Raw genomic sequence first — 24,580 nt, forward strand, 5'->3', positions numbered from 1 at the left:
ACTATCAAGGCGTATATAGAAAATCAAGGTTAGTTTCACTTAAGGTTTTTATATAGTTCCTAGCGGAACTAAAGCATTCATCCCAAACACTAAAGATATTTGGGATTTCTGCTTGGGTGGTTTTAAAGATATTGTTTATGTAAAAATGCATGATAAATCTATAGATTTTAGTTGGTATCAGCAGTATGTTATGGATAATAAAGATCCAAAAGATATAGCCATTTTGTGTGGAACCAATATCAAAACTAATACTTATGGGGCTTCTACTAAAGAAGTTGTTTTAGATATTGCACAAAATAATTTAAAATATCTATATGAAATATTGCAGAATTTAGAAAACGACAACATGACAGATTTAGGTGTCAATATTAAAATTACCTATAAAGATATTAGTGTTAATTTAGATTTAAAAGAAAGCTTGCTTGTTATTAATGCGTTAGCAACCAAGAAAATTGCTTTAAGGGGAAGCGCATATTCTATGATAGGTAAAAGAATTGAAAAGCCTTTAATGTTAGAATTGTGCAAGCGTTGCGGTATTTCAGAAAGTCATATTGACGCAACTAATTTTAAAAAAGATAAAAAATTGGAGTATGATAGAGAAGTAGATTTTAAACTTTATAATAAGGATAGGAGTAAAGTTTATAGGGTAGAAGTTAAATTAATGAGTAAAGGCAATCCCGAAAGTGCTGATGCGGTCATTGCAAGAGATACGGATATTTTTATAGCTTATACCTTAAGCGAACAAAATAAACAACAGCTTGAACATTTAAACATTGTTTATTTAGCTCTAAAAAATAATTCAAATATTATATTAGATTTCAAAAAACTCTGTAAGCGTTTGGATATACCATTGATAAATCATGCACGATAAATTTGTGTTCTATCTAAGATATTGTGGGTTTTAGGAAAACTACCTTTAATTCAACCCAATATCCATTCAATGAGCCTTAAGTTACTAGACACACATCGCTAAAAACAAACCCCTATCCCAAATTTTTGGTATAAGAAGAGACATAAAGCCTCTTCATAAAAAGGATTGAGCGATTTTAATGTCTTTCTGGGGGCTGTATGCCTAGCCAATCTTTATAGAATGTCTCTATATCAGGCTCAAAATCATGGATCACAGGATACCAAGGAGTCGGAGCTTCAACATCCAAAAGGATGCCGCAATCCGGGCAAATATACTCCCGATACACTTGCCAGTTAGTATCACTGGCTAAGAGTTTAGGATACACCTCTTCCATTTTTTCTGCTGTATCGCGCACATAGATGTTTGCATGCAATTTCCAATTTTCTTCCGGAGCGCAGAACGCATGACCGCATGAACACTTAACGACCCATTTCTTTTGAGGATCTTGCACCACAAACAAATGCGGCCCCAAGGGTAAGACGATTTTGTCATCAAAATCCACCTTATCTTGCAACACCTTCAAATACATTTGAAACCTCTCATGATCTTTAGGCATGCTCAGCATCTTTAAGACAGTGTTCCAATCCAAGTTCCCCTCTACTAAATTTTTAATTTGTTCTTGTGTGTATTTTGACATAACCATTCTCCTTCACAAAAGTCTTATTTCTCATCAACCAACACAACCGTGCGTACATCGGGCAATTTGCTCAAATCCATCCTATATTTAGATCCATAGGTGAATACGCCAAGCTCATCTTCTTTCACGCTCCAGCTCTTTGGCAAGTTCCAGAATGCCTTAAATTCATTCAAGAACCTAGGCGATAAATCAAAGCTAGTGGCATACATGTGCTTAACCTGTTTGGAAGCCTCTTTTTCAAGGATAGCGTTTCTTTCTTGCTCCATCCATTCTTTTACAGGGATGGATCTAGCCTTTCTGTTTTCAAGAATTTCTTTTCTTTTGGCTTTCGTTTTAGCTTCATCACCCACCCATACGCCGTCTTTATTCTGGCTCACAATCGCGCCATAAACCTTGTAAGCGTATTCTGGCAATAGCTGTTTGCTGTTTAGATCCTCTAAAATCGCGTTCAAATCCCTTTCAATAGGATCGCCAAATCCAGGACCGCCTTTGATGTAATTCAAATACAAGTCGTAATTATCAAAGCAGTTCTCAGTGGTGATGCATTGCTTATCCCTTTTGACTTGAGACGCATGAGAAATGTGTTTTTCATAACCTCGATCAGTTGGGTTGAAATCACCCCCTAAAGGCAAACTGGCGTTATTTTTAATCCTATTTTCTAAGTTGGTGTTATGCGCTTCAAACCTATAACCACTGGCCGCTGGATAACCACCCATCATACCCCAATCGCTATTCATGTAGCCATTACCCATAAAGAACATGGTCCAGTCATGCGCGCCCCACACCATTCTTAAGGTTTCAAACCCGTTACCGCCTCGATATTTCCCATACCCACCGGTATTGGCCTTGACATTCCTACCCAAATAGAGAAGAGGTTCTGCCATTTCCCAGATTTCAATATCGCCCATATCGCCCTCTGGATTCCAAATAGCCGCTGCGTGATTCAAGCCGTCTTTTATCGCGCAAGCTCCAGTCCCACAAGAACTCGTCTCAAAGCTATTCACCGCATGGATTTCCCCATCTTGATTGATACCGCCGCCTTGCAACCAGTTAGAAGTGTTAGCGTTTCCAGAATTGACTTCTTCTAAATACCCTCGGCTGTAATACGCTTGAGACAAGCCTCTCCACAAAGCGCTCCAGCCTGATACCAAGAAATGCCACGCATAAGCATGCCCGGTGCGCCTGTCATCTGGATTCATCCAAGTCCCTTTTTTGAGTCTGAATTGAGTCGCAAAATAAGCGCCATCGTTGATGCGAGAAGTGGGTATCAGCGTTTGAGTCATCATCACCCAAATACCGCTAGTAAAGGATACTTGGTTGCAATTGAAAGAGTGCCATCCCCACCTGGAAGCGCCATCAAAATCTAATTTCCATGTAGCGTCTTTATTGATAGTGATTTCCACTGGAGAGTGCATGATCGTATCTAGCTTAGCAAATTCAGAGCACACACCAATATCCTTATGTGCATAAGGTACATCCACAAAAGCGACTTTTCTATACTTGCCGGGTATGGTCATGGATTTGATCCTAGAGATAAGGCCTCTCCTCCCTTCTTCAATCACTTCATCAATAAATTGCATGTAAGAATCAATGCCGTCTTCTTTAATGACTTCCATCACTAAATCCCTAATCATATGGCATCCTGCAATCCTAGTCCTTTCATCTAGAATCCAATATTTAGGCGTGCGAACCGATCTTTGAGATTCATGCAACCAATCTTTAAAGCTTTCATCATTCGCTCCTGTCTTACGGCAAGTGATCATGTATCCATCCCCAAATCTTTGAACCTGTCCAGTGCTCATCGATCCTGGAGTAACCGAACCGGTATCAATCACATGCGTAACACCGCCTACCCACCCAATCAATTTTTCATCGTGAAAAATAGGCACAAGAGTCATAATATCGCATGGGTGCACATTCCCAATCGCGCAGTCGTTATTGGTGAAAATATCCTTATCATTGATGCCTGGGTTATCTTCCCAATTATTCTCTACCATGTATTTGATAGCTGATCCCATAGTCCCTACATGGATAATGATACCCGTAGAAGTCAGCACGCTATCGCCCACAGCGTTATAAAGCGTGAAGCACAATTCTCCCTCTTGCTCAACAATAGGGCTTGCCGCAATCCTTTTAGCTGTTTCTCTGGCATGCACGATACCGCCTCTTAATTTAGAGAACATTTTCTCATAACCGATCGGATCTCTTTCTTTAAACTCTAGTTTTTTGAGACCATTGTAATGCCCTGTTTTTTCTGTTCTGGCTAGGATTTCATCTCTAGCTTGTTTTAAAGTTTTGCCGTTTTTCAATAAATTTGCCATTTTGAACTCCTTTATTTAATTTCTTTCAAGTGGAACAATCGGTGTTTGTCTAGTCTTGTCGCAAAGCCTTTGGGTATCACGAAAGTGGTCGCATCTGATTCCACGATCGCAGGCCCTATGACTTCATTTCCAGGCAATAATTTTTCCATTTGCCACACATCTGCATCCACCCATTGCTTATGCCGATAGAATTTTCTAACGCCTATTTTGGCTTCTTTTGGGGGCGTAGCGCCATGCTCTTTTTCAACCGGAATCACAGGTTTTTGCGTAGCTACAACACCACGCATGATCACGCCGGTCACGCTAAAGCCAAGCTCTGGAGAACACGCTGATTCAGAATAAACGCGAGCGTAGGTTTTTTCATATTCTTTGACAATCTCTTCCCAATCAGCCACGCTTGCAGCTTTTGATACAGGAGAAGTGATCTCTAAGTCATTCAATTGCCCCATATACTGCATCCTGTATCCAGGTCTTAAAATCACATCTTTTTCAGAGAATCCATTGATCTTGAACTCTTCAATCACTTTAAGGGTCAATTCATCCCATGCGTCTTGAATGATTTTGCATGCGTCTGTTTTTGACTTGTCTGAAGAATACTGCGGAATGGCAATATCCACGCTCTTGTCATATCTGTATTCAAAATCAGCGCAAGCGCAACCAAAAGCGCTAAATCCAGCCGCCCACGCAGGCACTACCACATCCTTAAACCCTAATCCTTCTGTATAGCCATAGGTATGCACAGGCCCCGCGCCACCATATGAAAAGCACACAAAATCAGACGGGCTATACCCTTTAGCGCTAATGTTGGATCGCAAGTATTCTTTAAGCTCCAAATCAAGCAACTCAATCACACCCGCAGCCGCATCTTCTACGCTAATGCCTAGCGGATCAGCGATTTGTTCTTTAATGTGTTTTTTAGCCCTATCCACATCTAATTTAATCAAACCGCCTAAGAAATTATCCGGGTTCAAATAGCCTAAAACAATATGGCAATCGGTTACTGAGACCGTGTCTAATCCGCTGTCTTTCCAACAAGTGCCAACTCTATACCCCGCGCTGTCAGGCCCTAGTTTGACCGATCGGCTGTGTGGATCAATGCGCACAAAACTCCCCGCACCTGCACCAACAGAATCCATAGCCACAAGCGGTAGAGATAAAACAAGGCGCGCCATATCAGGGTCAGAAGCGATGTTGAAATTGCTCTTAACGATAAGCGCCATATCAAAGCTCGTGCCGCCAATATCGCTACATGCAATATTGTCATAACCAAGCGTTTCGCCTAGCAATTTAGATCCAATCACGCCTCCAATAGGACCGCTCACGATCGTTCTGGCAAGCTCTTTAGCTTTCCAACTGATAGTGCCTCCATGCGTTGCCATCACACGAAGATCAAATTTAGCGCCATGCTCTTTGAAGCGGTTACTGACTTTAGAGAGAGTTTGCCTGCTTGGCTCAGCCGCATAAGCTTCTAAGATAGTGGTGTTCATTCTGTGGCTTTCTTTTCTTTGAGGGTAGTAATCCACCGAAGCGAATACAGGAACATTTTTACCCAATTTTTCAATCTCTTTTAACGCTATATCTCTAACGATCCGCTCGCTTTCAGCGTTTTTATGAGATTGCAACAAGCAAATCACAATGGCCTTTGCACCTGCGTCTAAAAGCTCCTTAACAGCGACTTTAACCTCTTCTTCGCGCACTGGGATAACCACTTGCCCCTTGACATCGGTTCTTTCTGTAACGCCTCTAATCCTTTTTAAAGGAATCAGCGGATCATCATACTTGTGCGTGTTGATATGCAACCTTTCTTCTAGTGCATACCCCAAGTAGGATTGCAACGCTCTGCCCATAGAATGCATTTGCTCAAAACCCTTATTGCAAATTAGGCCCACTTCCATCCCACGCCTTTGGACGACCCGATTGAGCATCGCCGTGCCTGAATACACGCAAGTGATCAACTCTGGATAAACCTTATCCACATCCGATTGCCAGTGCGATAAAGCGTCTTGTGAGCTATTGTAAATAGCTAGGCTCTCATCTTCTGGGTTGCTTTGGGCTTTACCAACTACGAAACTGCCATTTTCTTTCACAAAAAATGTGTCCGTCATGGTGCCACCGGCATCAATACCCATCACCTGAACTTTTGCGTCTTTCATTTTTTAGACTCCTTGTATTAAAGTGTTGCTCGAGGTAACCCATCAAGGTAACCTATTCAAATTGTAGGGCTGATTTTTAAATGGAAATCATTTATTTCAAAGTTGTTTGTAATAAGGGAAAATTTGGTGTAATAAAGTGAAAAGTAGTAACAAATTCATTCAAAATGCTACTGATATTCATCTTAAATTACCCAAAAATATCATATAAATATCATATAGGAAGAAAAATATTAAACTGATATTAAATCAAAAGGCGAAATTCAATTCTAATGTGCCGATCTGGTGGTGCTTAGGCTGGGATTGAAAGGTTTTACTAATATCAGTGATCGTAAAAGCCACCCTAAAGCTACGCCACATCATAGCCGCTCCTATTTCACTGGCATAAACAAAGTATTCCAAATTAGCAATGCCCCTAGTTTCAGGGCTATTGCCTTGAATGAAGATGTTAAGAGGTTGGAAGCGCCCAAAAGCCCCTGCAAAAAAATAGATGGAAAATTTATCGCTATAAGGCATGCCCCCATCAAAAGCGGTATTGACCTTATTGACACCATAATCAGCGTCCAAGTTATACCCAGCCCTAAAGAGCGAGCCGAGTTGGAAATAATCTCTCGCATTACCCAATTCCACATTAAACCCAGGCATTAACTCCATAGAAAAAAAACGAGTCTTTAAAAGGGGAACTTTTTTGAGCAATTGGTAGTGCAATTCAAAGATAAATTCGTTTTTGAGCTGCGTGTTCCAGCCATAAAATTGGGGGTCATGGCCCCATTTATGAATGAGACGCTGCGTTTGAGCGGCCAAAGAATCTTGCCCTGTCGTGCCTAAAGAAAGCGTGAATAATTCCATGAAAGTTTGATGGCGGTTATACACATTCAAATTCACTCTCAAATACCCCCCATAAGGGTGGTTGTCATGCAAATGCACCAGTTTTCTGTTTTTAAGTGAGGGGGTATACATGTCTTGGGCGAGAGAAATACCAAAACGAGTAACCCTAGGGCTTTTATTGAAAAACCCTAAATACGAAGTCCATTTCATCGCTTTATTTTTAGAAAAATCAAACTCTTTAGTAGAAAAGCCTATTTGATTGCCTGCGGTATAATACTCATCAATGTAAGGATTGATATAACCATCATTTTCAGTCATCAAATTGATAGAATAGCGTTTAGAGGGCGTTAATGGGGTAAGAATATCCTCTTTTGCCCATGCAAACATTCCTAATAATAAACATAAAATAAATTTGAAAAACAAAACACTTCCTCTTAGGTTATTATGGGGTTATTGTAACGAAATAAGGCTTAATTACAAGAGCGTTTAAGGGGTAAAAAGAGAAAACTTTACCCCATTGAAAAGAGCGTGGTTTTAGGCATAAAAAACTCACACTAAAAAATAAAACACCCCACACACGACTAAGCCTACAAAAATTAAAGTCAAAACGCAATAGCCCATAATATCTTTAGCGCCCAAACCCGCAATGGCTAAAGCGGGCAAAGCCCAAAAAGGCTGTATCATATTCGTCCAAGCGTCTCCCCAAGCGATAGCCATAGAAACCACTCCCGGATCCACCCCCAAGCTTTGCCCTGCCGGGAGCATGATAGGAGCTTGAATCGCCCATTGCCCTCCGCCAGACGGGATGAAAATATTGACAATCCCCGCACTCAAAAAAGTCATGAGCGCGAAAGTTTTTTCATTAGCGATGTGCGTGAAGGCTAAAGAAAGCATTTGCGCTAAAGAATGACCTCCCACGCTATGGCTTGCCATCATCCCCATAATCCCAGCGTAAAAAGGGAATTGGAGTAAAATCCCAGCCACGCTCCTAGCGGAATGATTGATCGCTTTCACATAAGCTAAAGGGGTTTTATGGAGCAAAATCCCTAAAAAAAGGAAAATCGTATTGACAATGTTTAAACTAATCCCTCCCCCTTTAAAAAAATAAATACCCAAATACCCAAAACCCAAAAAAACCAAAAGATAAGAAAGCAAAGCGCTGTTTTCTAAAAAATGCGCGATCGTTTTATCTTGTTGGTGGTTAATGAGTTCTGTTTCTTTGTATTCGTCTTTTAAAAGCTTTGAATCAATCTCAACGATTTCCTCTTTTCTAGGGTGGATCATTGCCATTAAAAAGGGTAACCCTATAAGAATGATCCCTATAATGATCAAATTATAAGAAGAAAAAATCGTCTGACTGATAGGGATAGCTTTTTCAATCACCCCAGCGCTTATTTTGGATAGACTTTCATTTTGGGTGGCAACGCTTAAAGGGATAGAGCCTGATAAACCCCCATGCCAGATGACAAAACCCGAATAAGCACTAGCAATGAGCAACCTATAATCCACCCCTTTAACATTTTTAGCGATCTCTTTTGCAAAAATCGCGCTAATCACCAAGCCAAAACCCCAGTTGATCCAATTAGCGATTAACGATAAAAAAGTAACCAACCATAAAGCGGTATAATACCCTTTAGGTAAAGACGCCAAGTATTTTAAAAGTTTTTGGACTAATTGAGTGCTAGCTAGAGCCTGACCCAGCACCAAAATAAGAGCCATTTGCATAGAAAAACCTAAAAGCGTCCAAGCACCATTCCCCCAACTAGAAATGACAGATGAAGCGTCCTGTCCTGTCAAACAATAAACAAGAACAAACACGACAAACGATAAAAGAGCGACCAAGACAAAGGAGTCCGGCAAACATTTAGACGCCAAAAACACGCACGCTGAAGTCAAATGCCTTAATAAAAACATAAACACCCCCTTTTACAAGCTATAAGCGCACTTCAAATTCAGCTTCTGTTTTTTCTTTCACTTGATCAAGGCTGACTCCCTCTTGCAATTCCACTAATTTCATGGCGTTATTGGAAAACTCAAACACCGCTAAATCCGTTATCAATTGATGCACCACGCCTTTTCCTGTTAAGGGCAATGAGCATTCCTTTTTCACTTTAGACTCCCCGTATTTGTTGCAATGCTCCATGATGACAATCACTTTTTTGGCGCCATGCACCAAATCCATAGCCCCTCCCATGCCCTTTATGAGCTTTTTAGGGATCATCCAATTAGCCAAATCCCCATTTTGTGAGACTTCCATCCCTCCTAAGATCGCTAAATCAATATGCCCCCCACGAATCATCGCAAACGAATCCGCGCTGTTGAAAAACGAAGCGCCCGGCACCACGGTTATGGTTTCCTTTCCTGCGTTGATAAGATCCGCATCAACGCTCCCCTCTAAAGGGTAAGCGCCAATCCCTAATAGCCCGTTCTCGCTTTGGAAAACGATATTCATCCCGCTCACTTCATTAGCCACAAGCGTGGGCAAGCCTATCCCTAAATTCACATACATGCCATCTTTCAATTCCTTTGCCGCTCGTTTAATGATAGCCTCTCTCATTTCGCGCTCCTTGTGGTGGTTTTTTCTATCCGTTTTTCAAATTTCTCGCCCTTATAGATGTGTTGCACATAGATTCCTGGCAAGTGTATTTCATCTGGGTCTAATTCCCCGGCCGGGACAATTTCTTCCACTTCAGCGACGCATATTTTTGACGCCATCGCGCACAAGGGGTTGAAATTTCTAGCCGTTTTTCTAAATACCAAATTCCCTAAAGTATCGCTTTTGTAGGCTTTAATAAGCCCATAATCGCCCGTTATGGCTCTTTCTAAAATATACTCCTTGCCGTTAAACTCCCTTGATTCCTTGCCTTGAGCGATTAAAGTCCCAACCCCTGTTGGGGTGTAATAAGCGGGTATCCCAGCCCCTCCAGCGCGCAAGTTTTCAGCCAGCGTGCCTTGCGGTGTCAAAACGACTTCAATTTCTCCATTCAGCATTTGCGATTCAAAAATCTTATTCTCCCCCACATACGAAGCGATAATCTTTTTAATCTGCTTTTTTTCCAAAAGAATACCCAACCCAAAGTCATCAACGCCGCAATTATTGCTCACGACAATCAAATCCTTAATGCCTTTCTTATAAATGTAATCAATGGCGTATTCGGGTATCCCGCACAGCCCAAAACCGCCCACTAAAATAGTATCCCCATCTTTTAACCCGCTCAACGCTTTGTCTAAATCGGTTATAACCTTGTTCATCTCATTCTCCTTATTTTTGTTCAACTACTACTGATAGCCCTTGACCGCCACCCACGCACAATGACGCGCAACCCACACCATGCCCGCTTCTTTTCATTTCATGCAATAAAGTGACTAATATCCTAGCGCCGCTCGCACCAATAGGGTGGCCAATCGCTATCGCGCCTCCATTCACGTTCACGATATTGGGGTTTAATTCAAGTTCTTTTAACACGGCGATGCTTTGCGCGGCAAAGGCTTCATTGAGTTCAAAAAGATTGATGTCGTTGAGATTCATTTTGACATTTTTAAGATTGTTTTTAATAGCGATGCTTGGGCATATGCCCATAATATCCGGACTGCAACCACCCAAACCAAACCCCTTGATAGTGGCCATGGGTTTTAACCCCAATTTTTGCGCTTTTTTAGCACTGCATAAAATGATAATACTCGCGCCATCATTGATCCCTGATGAATTCCCTGCCGTTACCGATCCGTCTTTTTTAAAGGCGGGTTTGAGCTTTGCAAGGGATTCTAGTGTCGTGTCTCTAGGGTATTCGTCTTCTTTAAAAACCACCACGCCTTTTTTATTCGCTATTTCAATAGGCGTGATTTCTTCTTGGAATTTCCCTGCATTGATGGCGGCTCTCGCTTTGAGTTGCGACTGGAGCGCGAATGCGTCTTGATCTTCTCGGCTTATGTGGTATGCTTGAGCGACATTATCAGCAGTGATCCCCATGTGGTAATCATTGAACGCATCCCACAATCCATCATGTATCATGGAATCTATCATGTTCGCATTCCCCATTCTTTTCCCGTCTCGCATGTCAAACGACAGATAAGGCGCTGCGCTCATGTTTTCCACGCCACCGCACACCACCACTTCATCGCACCCAAGCGCAATGCTGTCATGCGCTAACTGGATAGCTTTCATAGACGATCCGCAAACCATATTGACGCTAAAAGCGTTTCTGTCATTAGGGATACCAGCGTCTAGTTGGATCTGTCTGGCGATATTTTGACCCAAACCAGAGCCTAAAACATTGCCTAAAATGACAGAATCCACATCGCTAGGCTTAAGAGAGCTCGCATTCAAAGCGTCTTTAAGCACGCTAACACCCATTTCTCTAGCACCCACGCTCTTTAGAGAGCCTAAAAAACTCCCCACAGCACTACGCTTTGCCGCCACTACAACCACTTCATTCATGTCTTTGCCTTTAAGTTGATTTATCCAAATCATGGTATCACTTTTAGATAATGGGCATCCTAATAGGTTTGATTTTGTTTTAGATTTTGTTTTGGATTGAGGGCGATCCGTTTATTTTTTTCACAAAAATATTATTTTAGCGTTTAATGATTGTCGCACGATTCTTTATCGTCTATTCTATTAATATAATATTAGGAATATAGGGGGGCATTCACTCAAGCGCTCTTTAATTTTAAGCGCGATTATGCTACAATTAGGGACATTATGCTTTCAATAAAGGGTGTTTTTGACTAAAAAATTCATGTCTTGGATGGTGGTTATCGGGGCTTTAATTTGCGTGCTTTTAGGGGTGTTTATCTTCTTCACTAGCATGTCAGTTAAAAAATCTTTAACCGCTTATCTTAACGCTTATTTAGAGCAACGCCCAAATATCAATGGCATGGGGATTGTAGGAGTTCCTTTTAAATGCGAAGGGTTTTTTAAAATCGCATGCGTTTCTAAAGAGCTTCGTTTTTTAGACTCTCAAAACTCCCCTATTATGGATTTTAAAAATTTGAGTATCAAGCTCCATTCTTTAGATAAAAGCTCTCTTATCCTTTCTGTCCATTCTCAAATCCAATCCCCTATTTTAGAACAATCCATTCAGCAAAAAATCAGCCAAATCCCCTTAAAAAACTTGAATGCCTTATTGGAAAAATTCAAACCCACGCGCTTGAATTGCTCTTTAACATTCAACGCCATAGATGAAAAAACCTTAAACGACAACTTAAAATGCGATTTGACCAATGCAGAGAATATCCTTGCTTACACTTTTTTTCAAGAGGGTTTAATGGAGGCGCAAGAAAATCTATCCCTTAAAAATATTTTTAAAACCTTGAGTTCTAAAGACGCTAAAGCCATAGAAGAGTTGCAAGACAAACTGCGTTTTTTAGCGCCAAAGTTGAGCGTTTCTATCCAAGCGCACCATTTTAAAAATGTTTTAGAGTCCTTTTATCAACAAAATAAAGAGAGTTTGGGCTTTTTTTCCCCTTATTTTAGTTTGCGATCTCAAACCCCTAGCGTCTCTTATGAAAGCGCGTTAGCTTCTTTAGAAAACTATTTTATGGCTTTGTTCCAATCCCATTTTAAAGACGATAGCGCGCTCCAACAAAATTTTAAAGGATTGTTGCAAGCCTTTGTTTCTATGGCTAAAGACAAACGATCCCAAATCACTCTTAACGCCCAAGCTAAAGACAACGCCAAGCTGACTTTTAACGCCTTGTTAGAAAGCCTTAGCGTGAATTTCTTTCAATCCTACAAAATAAGCCATGAGTGATTTCAAAGTCCCCCCCAAAGCTAAAGGGTTTAAACGCCTTTTTAAAGCCCTTTTTTATTCTAAAGACGGGCTTAAATGCGCATGGGCTGAAGAGAGCGCGTTCAGGCAAATTATTATCTTGGCTCTTTTTTGCATCGTTCTAGCGAGCTATCTGACTAAAGATTTTTTAGAATGGGGGCTATTGATCTTGCCTTGCTTTTTATCGGTGGTGGTTGAACTCATCAATAGCTCTATTGAAAAGGCTGTGGATTTTACTGGCACCGAGTTCCACCCTTTAGCCAAAAAAGCTAAAGACATGGCCAGCTCGGCCCAACTGATAGGGCTTATTTTTTGGGCTTTGATTTGGGGGCGTTACCTTTTAACGCTTTATTTTAATTAAATTTTAGGGAGACACATGCAAGATCATTTAGTTAATGAAACAAAAAATATTGTAGAAGTGGGGATTGATTCTTCTATTGAAGAGAGCTATTTGGCTTATTCCATGAGCGTGATCATAGGGCGCGCTTTACCGGATGCTAGAGACGGCTTAAAGCCTGTGCATAGGCGTATTTTGTATGCGATGCATGAATTAGGCCTTACTTCCAAAGTCGCTTATAAAAAAAGCGCTAGGATCGTGGGTGATGTGATTGGTAAATACCACCCCCATGGCGACACCGCAGTTTATGATGCGTTAGTGAGAATGGCGCAAGATTTTTCTATGCGCTTGGAATTAGTGGATGGGCAGGGCAACTTTGGCTCTATTGATGGCGATAACGCTGCAGCGATGCGTTACACTGAAGCCAGAATGACCAAGGCGAGTGAAGAAATTTTAAGGGATATTGATAAAGACACCATTGATTTTGTGCCTAATTACGATGACACCTTAAAAGAGCCAGATATTTTACCAAGCCGTCTGCCTAACCTTTTAGTCAATGGGGCTAATGGGATTGCCGTAGGGATGGCGACTTCTATCCCCCCCCACAGAATTGATGAAATCATAGACGCTTTAGTGCATGTCTTAGAAAACCCTAACGCTGAATTAGATGAAATTTTGGAATTTGTCAAAGGGCCTGATTTTCCCACCGGTGGGATCATTTATGGTAAAGCAGGGATTATTGAAGCCTATAAAACGGGGCGAGGGCGCGTGAAAGTGCGGGCTAAAGTGCATGTGGAAAAAACAAAAAATAAAGAAATCATCGTTTTAGATGAAATGCCTTTTCAAACCAATAAAGCCAAATTAGTGGAACAAATCAGCGATTTAGCGCGAGAAAAACAAATTGAAGGCATTAGCGAAGTGCGCGATGAGAGCGATAGAGAGGGCATTAGAGTGGTGATTGAATTAAAAAGAGACGCGATGAGTGAAATTGTCTTAAACCACCTTTACAAACTCACCACCATGGAGACCACTTTTAGCATCATTTTACTCGCTATTTACAATAAAGAGCCTAAGATTTTCACGCTTTTAGAGTTGTTGCGCCTTTTCTTAAACCATAGAAAAACCATTATTATAAGACGCACGATTTTTGAATTAGAAAAGGCTAAGGCCAGAGCGCATGTTTTAGAGGGCTATTTGATCGCCTTGGACAATATTGATGAAATCGTGCAACTCATTAAAACAAGCCCAAGCCCAGAAACAGCTAAAAATGCCTTAATGGAGCGTTTTAGTTTGAGCGAGATCCAAAGCAAAGCCATTTTAGAAATGCGTTTGCAACGCTTGACAGGTCTTGAAAGGGATAAGATCAAAGAAGAATACCAAAACTTATTAGAGCTTATTGATGATCTCAATGGTATTTTAAAGAGCGAAGATCGCTTGAATGAAGTCGTCAAAACCGAGCTTTTAGAAGTCAAAGAGCAATTTTCTTCTCCAAGGCGTACTGAAATTCAAGAATCTTATGAAAGCATTGACACAGAAGATTTGATCGCTAATGAGCCTATGGTAGTGAGCATGAGCTATAAAGGCTATGTGAAAAGAGTGGATTTAAAAGCCTATGAAAGGCAAAATCGTGGCGGTAAAGGCAAGCTTTCAGGCAGCACTTATGAAGACGATTTCATTGAAAACTTTTTTGTGGCTAACACGCATGATATTTTGCTCTTTATCACCAATAAGGGGCAGTTGTATCATTTGAAAGTCTATAAAATCCCAGAAGCGAGCCGGATCGCTATGGGTAAAGCGATTGTGAATTTAATTTCGCTCGCTCCGGATGAAAAAATCATGGCAACCCTAAGCACTAAAGATTTTAGCGATGAACGCTCTTTAGCTTTCTTCACGAAAAATGGCGTGGTGAAGCGCACCAATTTGAGCGAATTTGGCGGTAATAGGAGTTATAGCGGTATCAGAGCGATTGTTTTGGATGAAGGCGATGAATTAGTGGGTGCAAAAGTTGTGGATAAAAACGCTAAGCATTTGCTCATCGCATCTTATTTGGGCATGTTCATTAAATTCCCTTTAGAAGACGTGCGCGAAATAGGAAGAACTACTCGTGGGGTTATGGGTATTAGACTGAATGAAAATGATTTTGTTGTCGGCGCGGTCGTCATTAGCGATGACAGCAACAAGCTTTTGAGCGTGAGCGAGAACGGGCTTGGCAAGCAAACTCTAGCCGAAGCGTATAGGGAGCAATCTCGTGGAGGTAAGGGGGTCATTGGCATGAAGATCACTCAAAAAACCGGCAATCTAGTGGGCGTTATCAGCGTGGATGATGAGAACCTGGATTTGATGATCCTTACTGCGAGCGCGAAAATGATCAGAGTTTCCATTAAAGATATTAGAGAAACCGGAAGAAATGCCAGTGGGGTAAAACTCATAAACACCGCTGATAAAGTCGTGTATGTCAATTCTTGCCCTAAAGAAGAAGAGCCAGAAAATTTAGAAACCTCTTCGGCGCAAAATTTGTTTGAGTGATGCGTTTCTTTTCATTCTGTTATTTTTTATTTTATTTTTTAGGGGTTTCTTTGCATGCCCTTAGCCCCCTAGAAGAACAAGAATTTTTAATTTCGTACCGCTTGAAAATCGTTGATTCTAGAGTAATGGGCGAAGAGTATTCTGTCTCTAAGCCTATCGTTAGCCGCATCAAAACAGCCCCCTATGTTTTAGACTATCATTGCTCTATCATCACTCGCAACTTGCCCGATTTGAAAAACCCCTTGCTCCAAATAAAGCTAGAACGCTTCCTTTTAGAAATAGCGTTAAAAAAAGAAAAAGAGCGAGTCATTGACTGCCTTTTAAAAAGCCAAGTCGCTATCACGCATTATGATCACAGCTATAAAAACGGCACCACTACCACAAGCATTCTTAACCTCAAAGCCTTAAGCGTTAAAGCGAGTTTAGAGGGAGATATGCTGTCTTTAGATATTTTTAGAAAGGAAGAAGAATGAAAATCGCCATTGTAGAAGATGATATTAACATGCGTAAAAGTCTGGAGCTTTTTTTTGAGCTTCAAGACGATTTAGAAATTGTGAGTTTTAAAAACCCTAAAGACGCGCTAGCGAAACTTGATGAGAGCTTTGATTTAGTCATCACGGATATTAACATGCCCCATATGGACGGCTTGGAATTTTTACGCCTTTTAGAGGGCAAATATGAATCCATTGTGATTACCGGTAACGCGACCTTGAATAAAGCCATTGATTCCATTCGTTTGGGCGTGAAAGACTTTTTCCAAAAACCTTTTAAACCAGAATTGCTTTTAGAATCCATCTACCGCACCAAAAAAGTTTTAGAATTTCAAAAAAAACACCCTCTAGAAAAACCTTTAAAAAAAGCCCCCAAACACAGCTTTTTAGCCACTTCAAAAGCTTTAGAAGAAACCAAACGACAGGCCTTAAAAGTCGCAAGCACGGACGCTAATGTCATGCTATTAGGCGAAAGCGGGGTAGGTAAGGAAGTTTTTGCTCATTTTATCCACCAGCATTCTCAGCGATCCAAGCACCCTTTTATAGCGATCAACATGTCCGCAATCCCAGAGCATTTATTAGAAAGCGAGCTTTTTGGGTATCAAAAAGGGGCGTTCACGGACGCCACAGCGCCTAAAATGGGGCTTTTTGAAAGCGCGAATAAAGGCACGATCTTTTTAGATGAAATCGCTGAAATGCCCCTTCAATTGCAAAGCAAACTTTTAAGAGTGGTTCAAGAAAAAGAAATCACGCGCCTTGGGGATAATAAAAGCGTTAAAATTGATGTTCGTTTCATTTCCGCTACCAACGCCAACATGAAAGAAAAAATCGCTTCAAAAGAATTTAGAGAAGATTTGTTTTTCCGCTTGCAAATCGTGCCTATAACTATCGCGCCTTTAAGAGAGAGGGTAGAAGAGATTTTGCCCATTGCTGAAATCAAGCTTAAAGAAGTGTGCGAGGCGTATCATTTGGGGTCAAAATCTTTTTCAAAAAACGCCGCAAAACGCCTTTTAGAATACTCTTGGCATGGGAATGTGCGAGAGCTTTTAGGCGTCGTGGAAAGAGCGGCGATTTTAAGCGAAGAAACAGAAATCCAAGAGAAAGATTTGTTTTTGGAAAGGTAGGGAGTTGGGAGGTTTTAAAGGGGATAATTATTTCAAAACACCCTCTCCTTAAAAATAAGTTTTTATAATAAAGTAACTAAAACCCCATTTTTATTAGTACGGGTTATTGTGTTCTAAACTCATTTATAGTAGGATTAGCCTAAAAGAGAGTTTAAAGAATTAAATGCCTTTTCTTTTGTAATGGCTTGCGGAGTAGAAAAAATCGCATGCTTCTCTCTATGATAATCTATAATTGCTAACCACTTAATGATGATTTAGCTTTCGCCCCTATTTTTCTTAATTTCGTGGCTCTCCTTTTATTAATAATTTTTGTGTAGGATTAGGTTCGGTGAGTTTAGGGGTTCCCAAACCTACCCCTTGTAATTGAGCCATAAGGAGACTCGGTGGCTCACTCTTGCTATTTTATAAAGGTTTGAAACGCTATAGTTGATGTCATCTCTGTAATGGTTAGGGAGTGTCGGTTTGGTCTCTATTTTCCTTAATATTTTCTCATTTTTCAAACTCTCATGCAATGGATTTTAAAGGCATGGCTTCTTTGCTAGCTTTTATTTATATAATCAATGGTTATTGTTGCCGCTAGCCTTATAATTTTGAAACCATGACGCAATAGCGCCTCTGCTTATCTAAATTTAGCTGTCTGTTATTTTCAGCCCTACATCGTTTCTACAAACAAATGCAAGCTATTTCAATTCCAAAGCTAAAAATTTTCCCGTGTAGCTTTGGGTTTTTTCGCAATTTTGTGCCACCTCTAAAGGCGTGCCGCTCGCAATGACTTTCCCGCCCTTATCCCCCCCATCAGGCCCCATGTCTATAATGTAGTCAGCGTTTTTGATGATGTCTAAATTATGCTCAATCACTATCATAGAATTGCCTAACGCTACCAAAGAATGCAAGACTTGTAAAAGGTGATTCACATCTTCAAAATGCAAACCGGTGGTAGGCTCATCTAAAATATAAAGGGTTTTGCCTGTGTCTTTTTTGCTCAATTCTTTAGCTAATTTGATCCTTTGAGCCTCCCCCCCGCTTAAAGTCGTAGCGTTTTGCCCTAAAGTGATATAGCCTAAGCCCACATCTATAAGGGTTTTTAACTTCACAGCGATTTTAGGGAATTTAGCAAAAAATTCATAGGCTTCTTCTACGCTCATGTTCAACACATCGGCAATGGATTTGCCTTTCACCTTGATTTCTAAAGTTTGTGGGTTGTATTTAGCGCCCTTACAGCTATCACATTGGACTAACACGTCAGGCAAAAAGTGCATTTCTATTTTAATATCCCCATCGCCTTGGCATTTCTCGCACCGCCCCCCTTTAACATTAAAGCTAAAACGGCTCGCGCTATAGCCTAAAATTTTAGCTTCTTTTTGCTCGGCAAATAAAATCCTGATTTCATCCATTACTCCTGTATAAGTGGCAGGGTTGCTTCGTGGGGTTTTTCCTATGGGGGCTTGGTCTAAATAAATCACTTTATCCAAATGCTCCAACCCTACAATCTCCACCCCATTCAAGCTTTGAATTTTTTTAGCATGGTTTAAAAGGGTTTGAGCGGTGGGTAAAAGGGTTTGTAAAATCAGCGAGCTTTTACCGCTCCCGCTCACCCCCGTAATGCACACCAATTGTTTTAAAGGGATTTGAACGCTCAAATTCTTAATGTTATTGATATTGACATTTTTAATTTCTAAAAAATGCTTTTCTTTAGGGAGTTCAAATTTGGGGCGCTCAATCTTTTTAGTGCCGTTGAGATACAAGGCGGTAGAATGGTTATTTTGCAATAATTCTTTCACGCTCCCGCTAAAAACCACTTCACCCCCATGCCTTCCAGCCTTTGGCCCAATATCCACAACAAAATCCGCATGCTTAATCGTCTCTTTATCATGCTCTACGACAATGAGCGTGTTCCCCTTTTTTTGTAAATTCCTAAGGGTGTTGATGAGTTTGAGCGTATCCTTTTCATGCAAGCCAATGCTAGGCTCGTCTAAAACATACAAAACCCCTGTCAAACCACTCCCGATTTGACTAGCGATTCGTATCCTTTGGCTCTCCCCTCCGCTAATCGTTCGCGCATCCCTCCCCAAAGTCAAATACCCTAGCCCCACATCGTATAAAAAAAACACCCTTTCTAAAATCTCTTTTAAAATGGGTTCAGCGATCTTTTTTTCTTGCTCGTTAAGATAGCTAAAATGCGTTGGATCATTAAAAAAATGATAGACTTCTTCAATGGGCTTAGTTAAAAAATCCGCCATTTTCAAGCCAGCGACTTGGACGCTCAGACTGGAGGCTTTCAAACGATGCCCCTTGCATGAAGAACAGGTTTTTTCGCTCATGTAATCGCTCAGATCCTTTTGCTCTTTAAACATGTCATAAGCGATTTGGATAATGCCTTTCCAAGGGCGTTTTAAGGGGCTATTTTTAAAATGAAAGCTGATTTCAGTGCCATTCCCATACAAAAGAGCGTCCTGTTGCTCTTTATTCAATTCATTAAAACAAAGCGCACTGTCAATGCCATTATACTCGCAAAAGCCTTCAAACATTTGAGCGTAATAACTGCGGTTATACCCAAAAATGACTTTAATCGCTCCTTGATTTAAAGGCGTGTTAGGATCTAAAATCTTACTAATGTCTAAGCTAAATTTTGTCCCCAAACCCAAGCAACTTTCGCACGCCCCTTTAGGCGAATTGAAGGAAAAACTCAAAGGCTCTAATTCTTCAAAACTCATCTTGCATTTAAAGCATGCCTTATGCTCGCTGTAATGCTTCCTAATGCTTGGCGCGTTGTCTTGCAAGATTTCCACTTCTAATTCCCCATAGCTTTCTTTAAGGGCTTTTTCTACCGCGCTAGCGATCCGTGAAGCATTTTCGCTATTGATAACCACCCTATCCACCACCGCTTCAATGGTGTGTTTTTTGGTTTTGTGCAAATGGATTTCTTCATCTAATCGCACCATCACCCCATCAACAAAAGCCCTCACATACCCCTTCAAACGCAAACTCTCTAATTTATCGTTAAACGAACCTTTTTTATCTTTAATAATGGGGGCTAGAATAATGATTTTAGAATTTTCTTCTAAATGACAGATTTGAGAAATAATATCGCTCGCGCTCATAGAACTAATTGGCTCTAAACATGTGGGGCAAAATTGCTCCCCAACCCTTGCAAACAACAACCTTAAATAATCATAAATCTCAGTGATCGTCCCCACAGTGGATCTAGGGTTTTTAGAAGTGGTTTTTTGATCAATAGCGATCGCAGGAGTTAGGCCTTCAATCTTATCCACATTAGGCTTACCCACTTTGTCTAAAAATTGCCTCGCATAGCTAGACAAACTCTCTAAATAGCGCCTTTGGCCTTCAGCGTATAAGGTGTCAAACGCCAGAGTGGATTTACCCGAACCGCTCAATCCGGTAAAAACAACAAACTGGTTTTTAGGGATTTCTAAAAAGATATTTTTGAGATTGTTTTCCCTAGCCCCTTGAATAATGATCTTATCCATAATGGTTTTATGTTGCAAGAGTTTCCTTAAAATAAGAAAGTGGATTAAAAGGAGCTATTATACTTCAAAAAAGAATGGTTTTATTATCATTTCTTATTCATAAGAGTTAAAAATATTTGCTTGATTAAGGATAAACATGCTATTATTCTATGAGAAAATTTTAAAGATAGGAATGTAAAGGAATGGAATTTATGAAAAAGTTTGTAGCTTTAGGGCTTCTATCCGCAGTTTTAAGCTCTTCGTTGTTAGCCGAAGGTGATGGTGTTTATATAGGGACTAATTATCAGCTTGGACAGGCCCGTTTGAATAGCAATATTTATAATACAGGGGATTGCACAGGGAGCGTTGTAGGTTGCCCCCCAGGTCTTACCGCTAATAAGCATAACCCAGGAGGCACCAATATCAATTGGCACTCCAAATACGCTAATGGGGCTTTGAATGGTTTTGGGTTGAATGTGGGTTATAAGAAATTCTTCCAATTCAAGTCGCTAGATATGACGAGCAAGTGGTTTGGTTTTAGAGTGTATGGGCTTTTTGATTATGGGCATGCCGATTTAGGCAAGCAAGTTTATGCACCTAATAAAATCCAGTTGGATATGGTCTCTTGGGGTGTGGGGAGCGATTTGTTAGCTGATATTATTGATAAAGACAACGCTTCTTTTGGTATTTTTGGTGGGGTCGCTATCGGCGGTAACACTTGGAAAAGCTCCGCAGCAAACTATTGGAAAGAGCAAATCATTGAAGCCAAAGGTCCTGATGTTTGTACCCCTACTTATTGTAACCCTAACGCTCCTTATAGCACCAACACTTCAACCGTCGCTTTTCAGGTATGGTTGAATTTTGGGGTGAGAGCCAATATCTACAAGCATAATGGCGTAGAGTTTGGCGTGAGAGTGCCGCTACTCATCAACAAGTTTTTGAGCGCGGGTCCTAACGCTACTAATCTTTATTACCATTTGAAACGGGATTATTCGCTTTATTTGGGGTATAACTACACTTTTTAAATAAAAGGGTATCTTTAAGCCCTTTTTAGTCTTTATGAAAAGGGTTTTAGTTTGAGTTTTCACACCTTAAAAAGCTAAGATCAATTAAAAAAACTTTTGAGCGTAACCAACAAAACCAATACCATTGAGTAGGCATTTGGAAAATTCATCTAAGGGTTTTAAGGGGATTGTTTGCAAGAAATAGAAAATCTGCACCAAAGCGTTTTGTTACAAGAAGTCTTGCAAGCGTTCACGCCTTTAGAAGAAGGGATTTTGATTGATTGCACTTTAGGGTTAGGGGGGCATTCTAAAGCGATTCTATCCCAAAAACCGCACCTGAAACTCATTGGCATTGATAAAGATAAGTTCGCTCAAGAAATCGCTAAAGAACGATTGAAAGCCTTTGAAGGGCGTTATAATCTCTTAAGTGGGGGGTTTGCCAAACGCTTTAAAGAAGCCCTAGAAACGCATGATAAGGAGATTAAAGGGGTTTTAGTGGATTTAGGGGTGAGCTCTTTGCAGCTTGATGATGATAACAGAGGGTTTAATTTCCACTCGCACGCTCTGGATATGCGCATGGATTTAGAAAGCGATTTGAACGCTCAAAAGGTCATCAACTCTTATCCTGTAGTGGCGTTAGAAAAAATCTTTAAAGACTATGGCGAAATCAAAGAATACAAAAAAATCGCCCACAAAATTGCAGAAAGGCGCGCTAAAAAACCCTTTAAAGACGCTAAGGATTTGAGCGATTTTTTAAGCTCCCTTTCTAAAAATAAAAAAATCCATCCAGCGACTTTGGTGTTTCAAGCCGTTCGCATAGAAGTCAATAGCGAATTAGAAGAGTTAAAAGAGTTTTTACAATGCGCTAGAAACCTTAAGGGAGCGATTTTGTGCGTGATTTCTTTCCATTCTTTAGAAGACGCGTTAGTGAAAAACGCCTTTAAAGATTACGCTAAAAATTGCATTTGCGATCCTTTAAGTTTCAAATGCACTTGCTCTAACAATCACGCTTTAGGCGAAATTCTAACCAAAAAGCCCATCACTCCAAGCCCAGAAGAAATTAAAAACAACAGGCGTTCACGAAGCGCTAAAATGAGAGTGTTTCAATTCAAACCATGAACAAGTCAATGAGTGAGCCATGAGTATAAAAAGCCATTCTTCAAATGAAAAAGAACGCTTTGTGCGCATAGAAGAGGACGAAAAGAAAGAATTATTTGCTGGAACTGCAAATGAAAATTCGCACGGCCTTTCTTTAATGGCTTTAATAGGGGTATTGGTTTTTGGGGGCGCGTTTTTAGCTCTGTTAGCGCCTAAAATCTATTTAAGCAATAATATCTATTATATTAGCCGTAAAATCAACACCCTAGAAGATCAAAAACGCCTGCTTTTAGAAGAACAACAAATCCTAAAAAACGAATTAGAAAAAGAGCGTTTTAAATATTATATAGAGAATAGTGAAAATATTGGCGATATTGCGTTTTAATGAAAAATGCCAGAAAACATTTTTTAAACTAAATATAAACTAAATTTAAAAGAGCTTTCGTCAAGCAAGGTCTCTTATAAAGCGCTCTTAGGGGGCATTAAGCGCAAAATATCCCCCTATGCGTTCATGATTTTACTATCAAACAAAGCAACTAAAACCCCTTTTTTAGAAAAATTAAGGGGGGTTAAAGGTTTTGAGTGTCAAGTTTTTATTAAGAATGGCCTAATTAACGCTAAATTAACCTTAAAACAAAAACTTGTTTTTAAAAATTTGTTTCAATTTAGATGTAAAGACCCCTTTAAACCCTTGATTTTTAGGAAAAACCCCTCTTAAATAGTATAATAGAAAAGCCTATAAAAGTTAATCAAGGAGCAACCATAAAAAATATTCACTTCGCTTTCGTTATTCAGTATATAACACAACACTAACATCAGATAAGGAAATATAGATGAGAAAAACGATTTCAGCGTTGTTTTTATCAGCATGTATAGGGTTATCGTCTGTTCATGCAGATAACGCTTTGATTTTACAAACAGATTTTAGCCTAAAAGATGGGGCCGTCTCGGCGATGAAAGGCGTCGCTTTCAGCGTTGATTCTAATCTTAAAATCTTTGATTTAACGCACGAAATCCCCCCGTATAACATTTGGGAAGGTGCTTACCGCTTGTATCAGACCGCTAGTTATTGGCCAAAAGGTTCGGTATTTGTGAGCGTAGTGGATCCGGGCGTAGGCACTAATCGTAAATCGGTGGTATTGAAAACTAAAAACGGCCAGTATTTTGTCTCTCCAGATAACGGCACGCTGACTTTAGTGGCGCAAACTTTGGGGATTGATAGCGTGCGCGAAATTGATGAAAAAGCTAACCGCTTGAAAGGTTCTGAGAAATCCTATACTTTCCATGGCCGTGATGTGTATGCTTACACTGGGGCGCGTTTGGCTTCTGGAGCGATCACATTCGAGCAGGTTGGGCCAGAGCTTCCCCCAAAAGTCGTTGAAATTCCTTACCAAAAAGCGAAAGCCACAAAAGGGGGAGTGAAAGGCAATATCCCGATTTTGGATATTCAATATGGCAATGTTTGGAGCAATATCAGCGATAAATTACTCAATCAAGCAGGGATCAAACGAAACGATATAGTGTGTGTAACTATTTTTAAAAATTCCAAGAAACAATACGAAGGGAAAATGCCGTATGTTGCGAGCTTTGGCGATGTTTTAGAAGGCCAGCCGTTAGTTTATTTAAACAGCTTGTTGAATGTTTCTGTGGCGTTGAATATGGATAATTTCGCGCAAAAACATCAAATTAAATCTGGTGCTGACTGGAATATTGATATAAAGAAGTGCGCTAAATAAGGCACTTTTTAAAAAATTAAGGGGGGTTATAAGGGGGGGTTAGATATTTTTACCTATCAAACTTTGATTAACACAGCCTTATTAATGCTAAATTAGCCCTAAAACAAACGCTTGTTTTTAAAATTTTGTTTCAATTTGAAATACCAATCCCTTATAAAAGCTTTAAATTTCAAAAAATAA

Annotated in this window: 19 protein-coding genes and 1 pseudogene; 11 read left to right on the plus strand and 9 right to left on the minus strand. The window is 40.2% G+C overall.

What is annotated here, in order from left to right; translation table 11 throughout:
• Positions 1-103: 103 nt before the first annotated feature.
• Positions 104-871, plus strand: a pseudogene (locus H7O61_RS07405) (CfrBI family restriction endonuclease); the annotation flags it as partial.
• Positions 872-1,046: 175 nt separating this feature from the next.
• Here the strand turns inward: H7O61_RS07405 and H7O61_RS07410 are convergent.
• From H7O61_RS07410 to H7O61_RS07445, 8 genes are all read right to left on the minus strand, one after another.
• Positions 1,047-1,547 carry an acetone carboxylase subunit gamma gene (locus tag H7O61_RS07410; RefSeq protein ID WP_001878627.1) on the minus strand — a complete coding sequence of 167 codons (501 nt, stop codon included), beginning with the start codon at positions 1,545-1,547 and terminating at the stop codon, positions 1,047-1,049.
• A 23-nt stretch (positions 1,548-1,570) separates the two neighbouring features.
• On the minus strand, positions 1,571-3,868 hold the full coding sequence (locus tag H7O61_RS07415; RefSeq protein WP_187875587.1) for a hydantoinase B/oxoprolinase family protein: 2,298 nt from the start codon (positions 3,866-3,868) through the stop codon (positions 1,571-1,573).
• 11 nt (positions 3,869-3,879) lie between these two features.
• The gene (locus tag H7O61_RS07420; protein WP_187875588.1) at positions 3,880-6,021 is read right to left on the minus strand and encodes a hydantoinase/oxoprolinase family protein; all 2,142 of its coding nucleotides are present in this window, start codon (positions 6,019-6,021) and stop codon (positions 3,880-3,882) included.
• Between the two features lie 246 nt (positions 6,022-6,267).
• The gene (locus H7O61_RS07425) at positions 6,268-7,269 is read right to left on the minus strand and encodes a lipid A deacylase LpxR family protein (RefSeq protein WP_187875589.1); all 1,002 of its coding nucleotides are present in this window, start codon (positions 7,267-7,269) and stop codon (positions 6,268-6,270) included.
• A 126-nt stretch (positions 7,270-7,395) separates the two neighbouring features.
• Positions 7,396-8,760 (minus strand): TIGR00366 family protein, encoded by a 1,365-nt coding sequence (locus H7O61_RS07430; RefSeq protein WP_187875590.1) that lies wholly within the window; start codon positions 8,758-8,760, stop codon positions 7,396-7,398.
• A gap of 19 nt (positions 8,761-8,779) precedes the next feature.
• Complete coding sequence (locus H7O61_RS07435) at positions 8,780-9,403, minus strand: 3-oxoacid CoA-transferase subunit B (RefSeq protein WP_187875591.1); 624 nt, start codon at positions 9,401-9,403, stop codon at positions 8,780-8,782.
• On the minus strand, positions 9,400-10,098 hold the full coding sequence (locus H7O61_RS07440; protein WP_001045182.1) for a CoA transferase subunit A: 699 nt from the start codon (positions 10,096-10,098) through the stop codon (positions 9,400-9,402). Before H7O61_RS07440 ends, H7O61_RS07435 begins: the two co-directional genes overlap by 4 nt.
• Positions 10,099-10,108: 10 nt before the next feature.
• Positions 10,109-11,284 carry an acetyl-CoA C-acetyltransferase gene (locus H7O61_RS07445; RefSeq protein WP_187875601.1) on the minus strand — a complete coding sequence of 392 codons (1,176 nt, stop codon included), beginning with the start codon at positions 11,282-11,284 and terminating at the stop codon, positions 10,109-10,111.
• A 370-nt stretch (positions 11,285-11,654) separates the two neighbouring features.
• Between H7O61_RS07445 and H7O61_RS07450 the strand changes: the two genes are divergently transcribed.
• From H7O61_RS07450 to flgR, 5 genes are read left to right on the plus strand one after another with little or no spacing between them, the layout of a single operon-like run.
• Positions 11,655-12,599, plus strand: a complete 945-nt coding sequence (locus H7O61_RS07450; protein ID WP_414736114.1) for a hypothetical protein — start codon at positions 11,655-11,657, stop codon at positions 12,597-12,599.
• On the plus strand, positions 12,592-12,978 hold the full coding sequence (locus tag H7O61_RS07455; RefSeq protein WP_187875593.1) for a diacylglycerol kinase: 387 nt from the start codon (positions 12,592-12,594) through the stop codon (positions 12,976-12,978). The genes H7O61_RS07450 and H7O61_RS07455 overlap by 8 nt, the downstream gene beginning before the upstream one ends.
• Positions 12,979-12,993: 15 nt before the next feature.
• A complete protein-coding gene (gene gyrA / locus H7O61_RS07460; protein ID WP_187875595.1) occupies positions 12,994-15,480 on the plus strand; it encodes a DNA topoisomerase (ATP-hydrolyzing) subunit A in 2,487 nt (828 codons plus the stop codon).
• Complete coding sequence (locus H7O61_RS07465; protein WP_010882542.1) at positions 15,480-15,953, plus strand: hypothetical protein; 474 nt, start codon at positions 15,480-15,482, stop codon at positions 15,951-15,953. The genes gyrA and H7O61_RS07465 overlap by 1 nt, the downstream gene beginning before the upstream one ends.
• Positions 15,950-17,095 (plus strand): transcriptional activator FlgR, encoded by a 1,146-nt coding sequence (gene flgR, locus H7O61_RS07470; RefSeq protein WP_156563793.1) that lies wholly within the window; start codon positions 15,950-15,952, stop codon positions 17,093-17,095. Before H7O61_RS07465 ends, flgR begins: the two co-directional genes overlap by 4 nt.
• 680 nt (positions 17,096-17,775) lie before the next feature.
• Here the strand turns inward: flgR and uvrA are convergent.
• The gene (gene uvrA / locus H7O61_RS07475) at positions 17,776-20,601 is read right to left on the minus strand and encodes an excinuclease ABC subunit UvrA (RefSeq protein WP_187875597.1); all 2,826 of its coding nucleotides are present in this window, start codon (positions 20,599-20,601) and stop codon (positions 17,776-17,778) included.
• Positions 20,602-20,765: 164 nt separating this feature from the next.
• Here uvrA and hopE point away from each other — a divergent pair, with 164 nt between their 5' ends.
• The 5 genes from hopE to H7O61_RS07495 all read left to right on the plus strand — a co-directional run bounded on the left by hopE (position 20,766) and on the right by H7O61_RS07495 (position 24,400).
• On the plus strand, positions 20,766-21,587 hold the full coding sequence (hopE, locus tag H7O61_RS07480; RefSeq protein WP_000395382.1) for a Hop family outer membrane protein HopE: 822 nt from the start codon (positions 20,766-20,768) through the stop codon (positions 21,585-21,587).
• A gap of 171 nt (positions 21,588-21,758) precedes the next feature.
• Positions 21,759-22,685 (plus strand): 16S rRNA (cytosine(1402)-N(4))-methyltransferase RsmH, encoded by a 927-nt coding sequence (rsmH, locus tag H7O61_RS07485; RefSeq protein WP_187875599.1) that lies wholly within the window; start codon positions 21,759-21,761, stop codon positions 22,683-22,685.
• Between the two features lie 19 nt (positions 22,686-22,704).
• Positions 22,705-23,049, plus strand: coding sequence for a hypothetical protein (locus tag H7O61_RS07490; RefSeq protein WP_000023770.1), 345 nt, complete (start codon positions 22,705-22,707; stop codon positions 23,047-23,049).
• 126 nt (positions 23,050-23,175) lie between these two features.
• Positions 23,176-23,382, plus strand: coding sequence for a hypothetical protein (locus H7O61_RS08095; protein WP_331459600.1), 207 nt, complete (start codon positions 23,176-23,178; stop codon positions 23,380-23,382).
• 115 nt (positions 23,383-23,497) lie between these two features.
• Positions 23,498-24,400 (plus strand): SAM hydrolase/SAM-dependent halogenase family protein, encoded by a 903-nt coding sequence (locus H7O61_RS07495; protein ID WP_079355152.1) that lies wholly within the window; start codon positions 23,498-23,500, stop codon positions 24,398-24,400.
• Positions 24,401-24,580: the final 180 nt, after the last annotated feature.

Source organism: Helicobacter pylori, assembly GCF_014496965.1.
In the GTDB taxonomy this organism is placed as follows: domain Bacteria; phylum Campylobacterota; class Campylobacteria; order Campylobacterales; family Helicobacteraceae; genus Helicobacter; species Helicobacter pylori_CZ.

Bases quoted from the DNA above. Each gene is read 5' to 3' on its own strand.
- H7O61_RS07410 (WP_001878627.1), bottom strand. From the start codon at position 1,547: ATGTCAAAATACACACAAGAACAAATTAAAAATTTAGTAGAGGGGAAC.
- H7O61_RS07415 (WP_187875587.1), bottom strand. From the start codon at position 3,868: ATGGCAAATTTATTGAAAAACGGCAAAACTTTAAAACAAGCTAGAGAT.
- H7O61_RS07420 (WP_187875588.1), bottom strand. From the start codon at position 6,021: ATGAAAGACGCAAAAGTTCAGGTGATGGGTATTGATGCCGGTGGCACC.
- H7O61_RS07430 (WP_187875590.1), bottom strand. From the start codon at position 8,760: ATGTTTTTATTAAGGCATTTGACTTCAGCGTGCGTGTTTTTGGCGTCT.
- H7O61_RS07435 (WP_187875591.1), bottom strand. From the start codon at position 9,403: ATGAGAGAGGCTATCATTAAACGAGCGGCAAAGGAATTGAAAGATGGC.
- H7O61_RS07440 (WP_001045182.1), bottom strand. From the start codon at position 10,098: ATGAACAAGGTTATAACCGATTTAGACAAAGCGTTGAGCGGGTTAAAA.
- H7O61_RS07445 (WP_187875601.1), bottom strand. From the start codon at position 11,284: ATGAATGAAGTGGTTGTAGTGGCGGCAAAGCGTAGTGCTGTGGGGAGT.
- H7O61_RS07450 (WP_414736114.1), top strand. From the start codon at position 11,655: ATGTCAGTTAAAAAATCTTTAACCGCTTATCTTAACGCTTATTTAGAG.
- H7O61_RS07455 (WP_187875593.1), top strand. From the start codon at position 12,592: ATGAGTGATTTCAAAGTCCCCCCCAAAGCTAAAGGGTTTAAACGCCTT.
- gyrA (WP_187875595.1), top strand. From the start codon at position 12,994: ATGCAAGATCATTTAGTTAATGAAACAAAAAATATTGTAGAAGTGGGG.
- H7O61_RS07465 (WP_010882542.1), top strand. From the start codon at position 15,480: ATGCGTTTCTTTTCATTCTGTTATTTTTTATTTTATTTTTTAGGGGTT.
- flgR (WP_156563793.1), top strand. From the start codon at position 15,950: ATGAAAATCGCCATTGTAGAAGATGATATTAACATGCGTAAAAGTCTG.
- hopE (WP_000395382.1), top strand. From the start codon at position 20,766: ATGGAATTTATGAAAAAGTTTGTAGCTTTAGGGCTTCTATCCGCAGTT.
- H7O61_RS07490 (WP_000023770.1), top strand. From the start codon at position 22,705: ATGAGTATAAAAAGCCATTCTTCAAATGAAAAAGAACGCTTTGTGCGC.
- H7O61_RS08095 (WP_331459600.1), top strand. From the start codon at position 23,176: ATGATTTTACTATCAAACAAAGCAACTAAAACCCCTTTTTTAGAAAAA.
- H7O61_RS07495 (WP_079355152.1), top strand. From the start codon at position 23,498: ATGAGAAAAACGATTTCAGCGTTGTTTTTATCAGCATGTATAGGGTTA.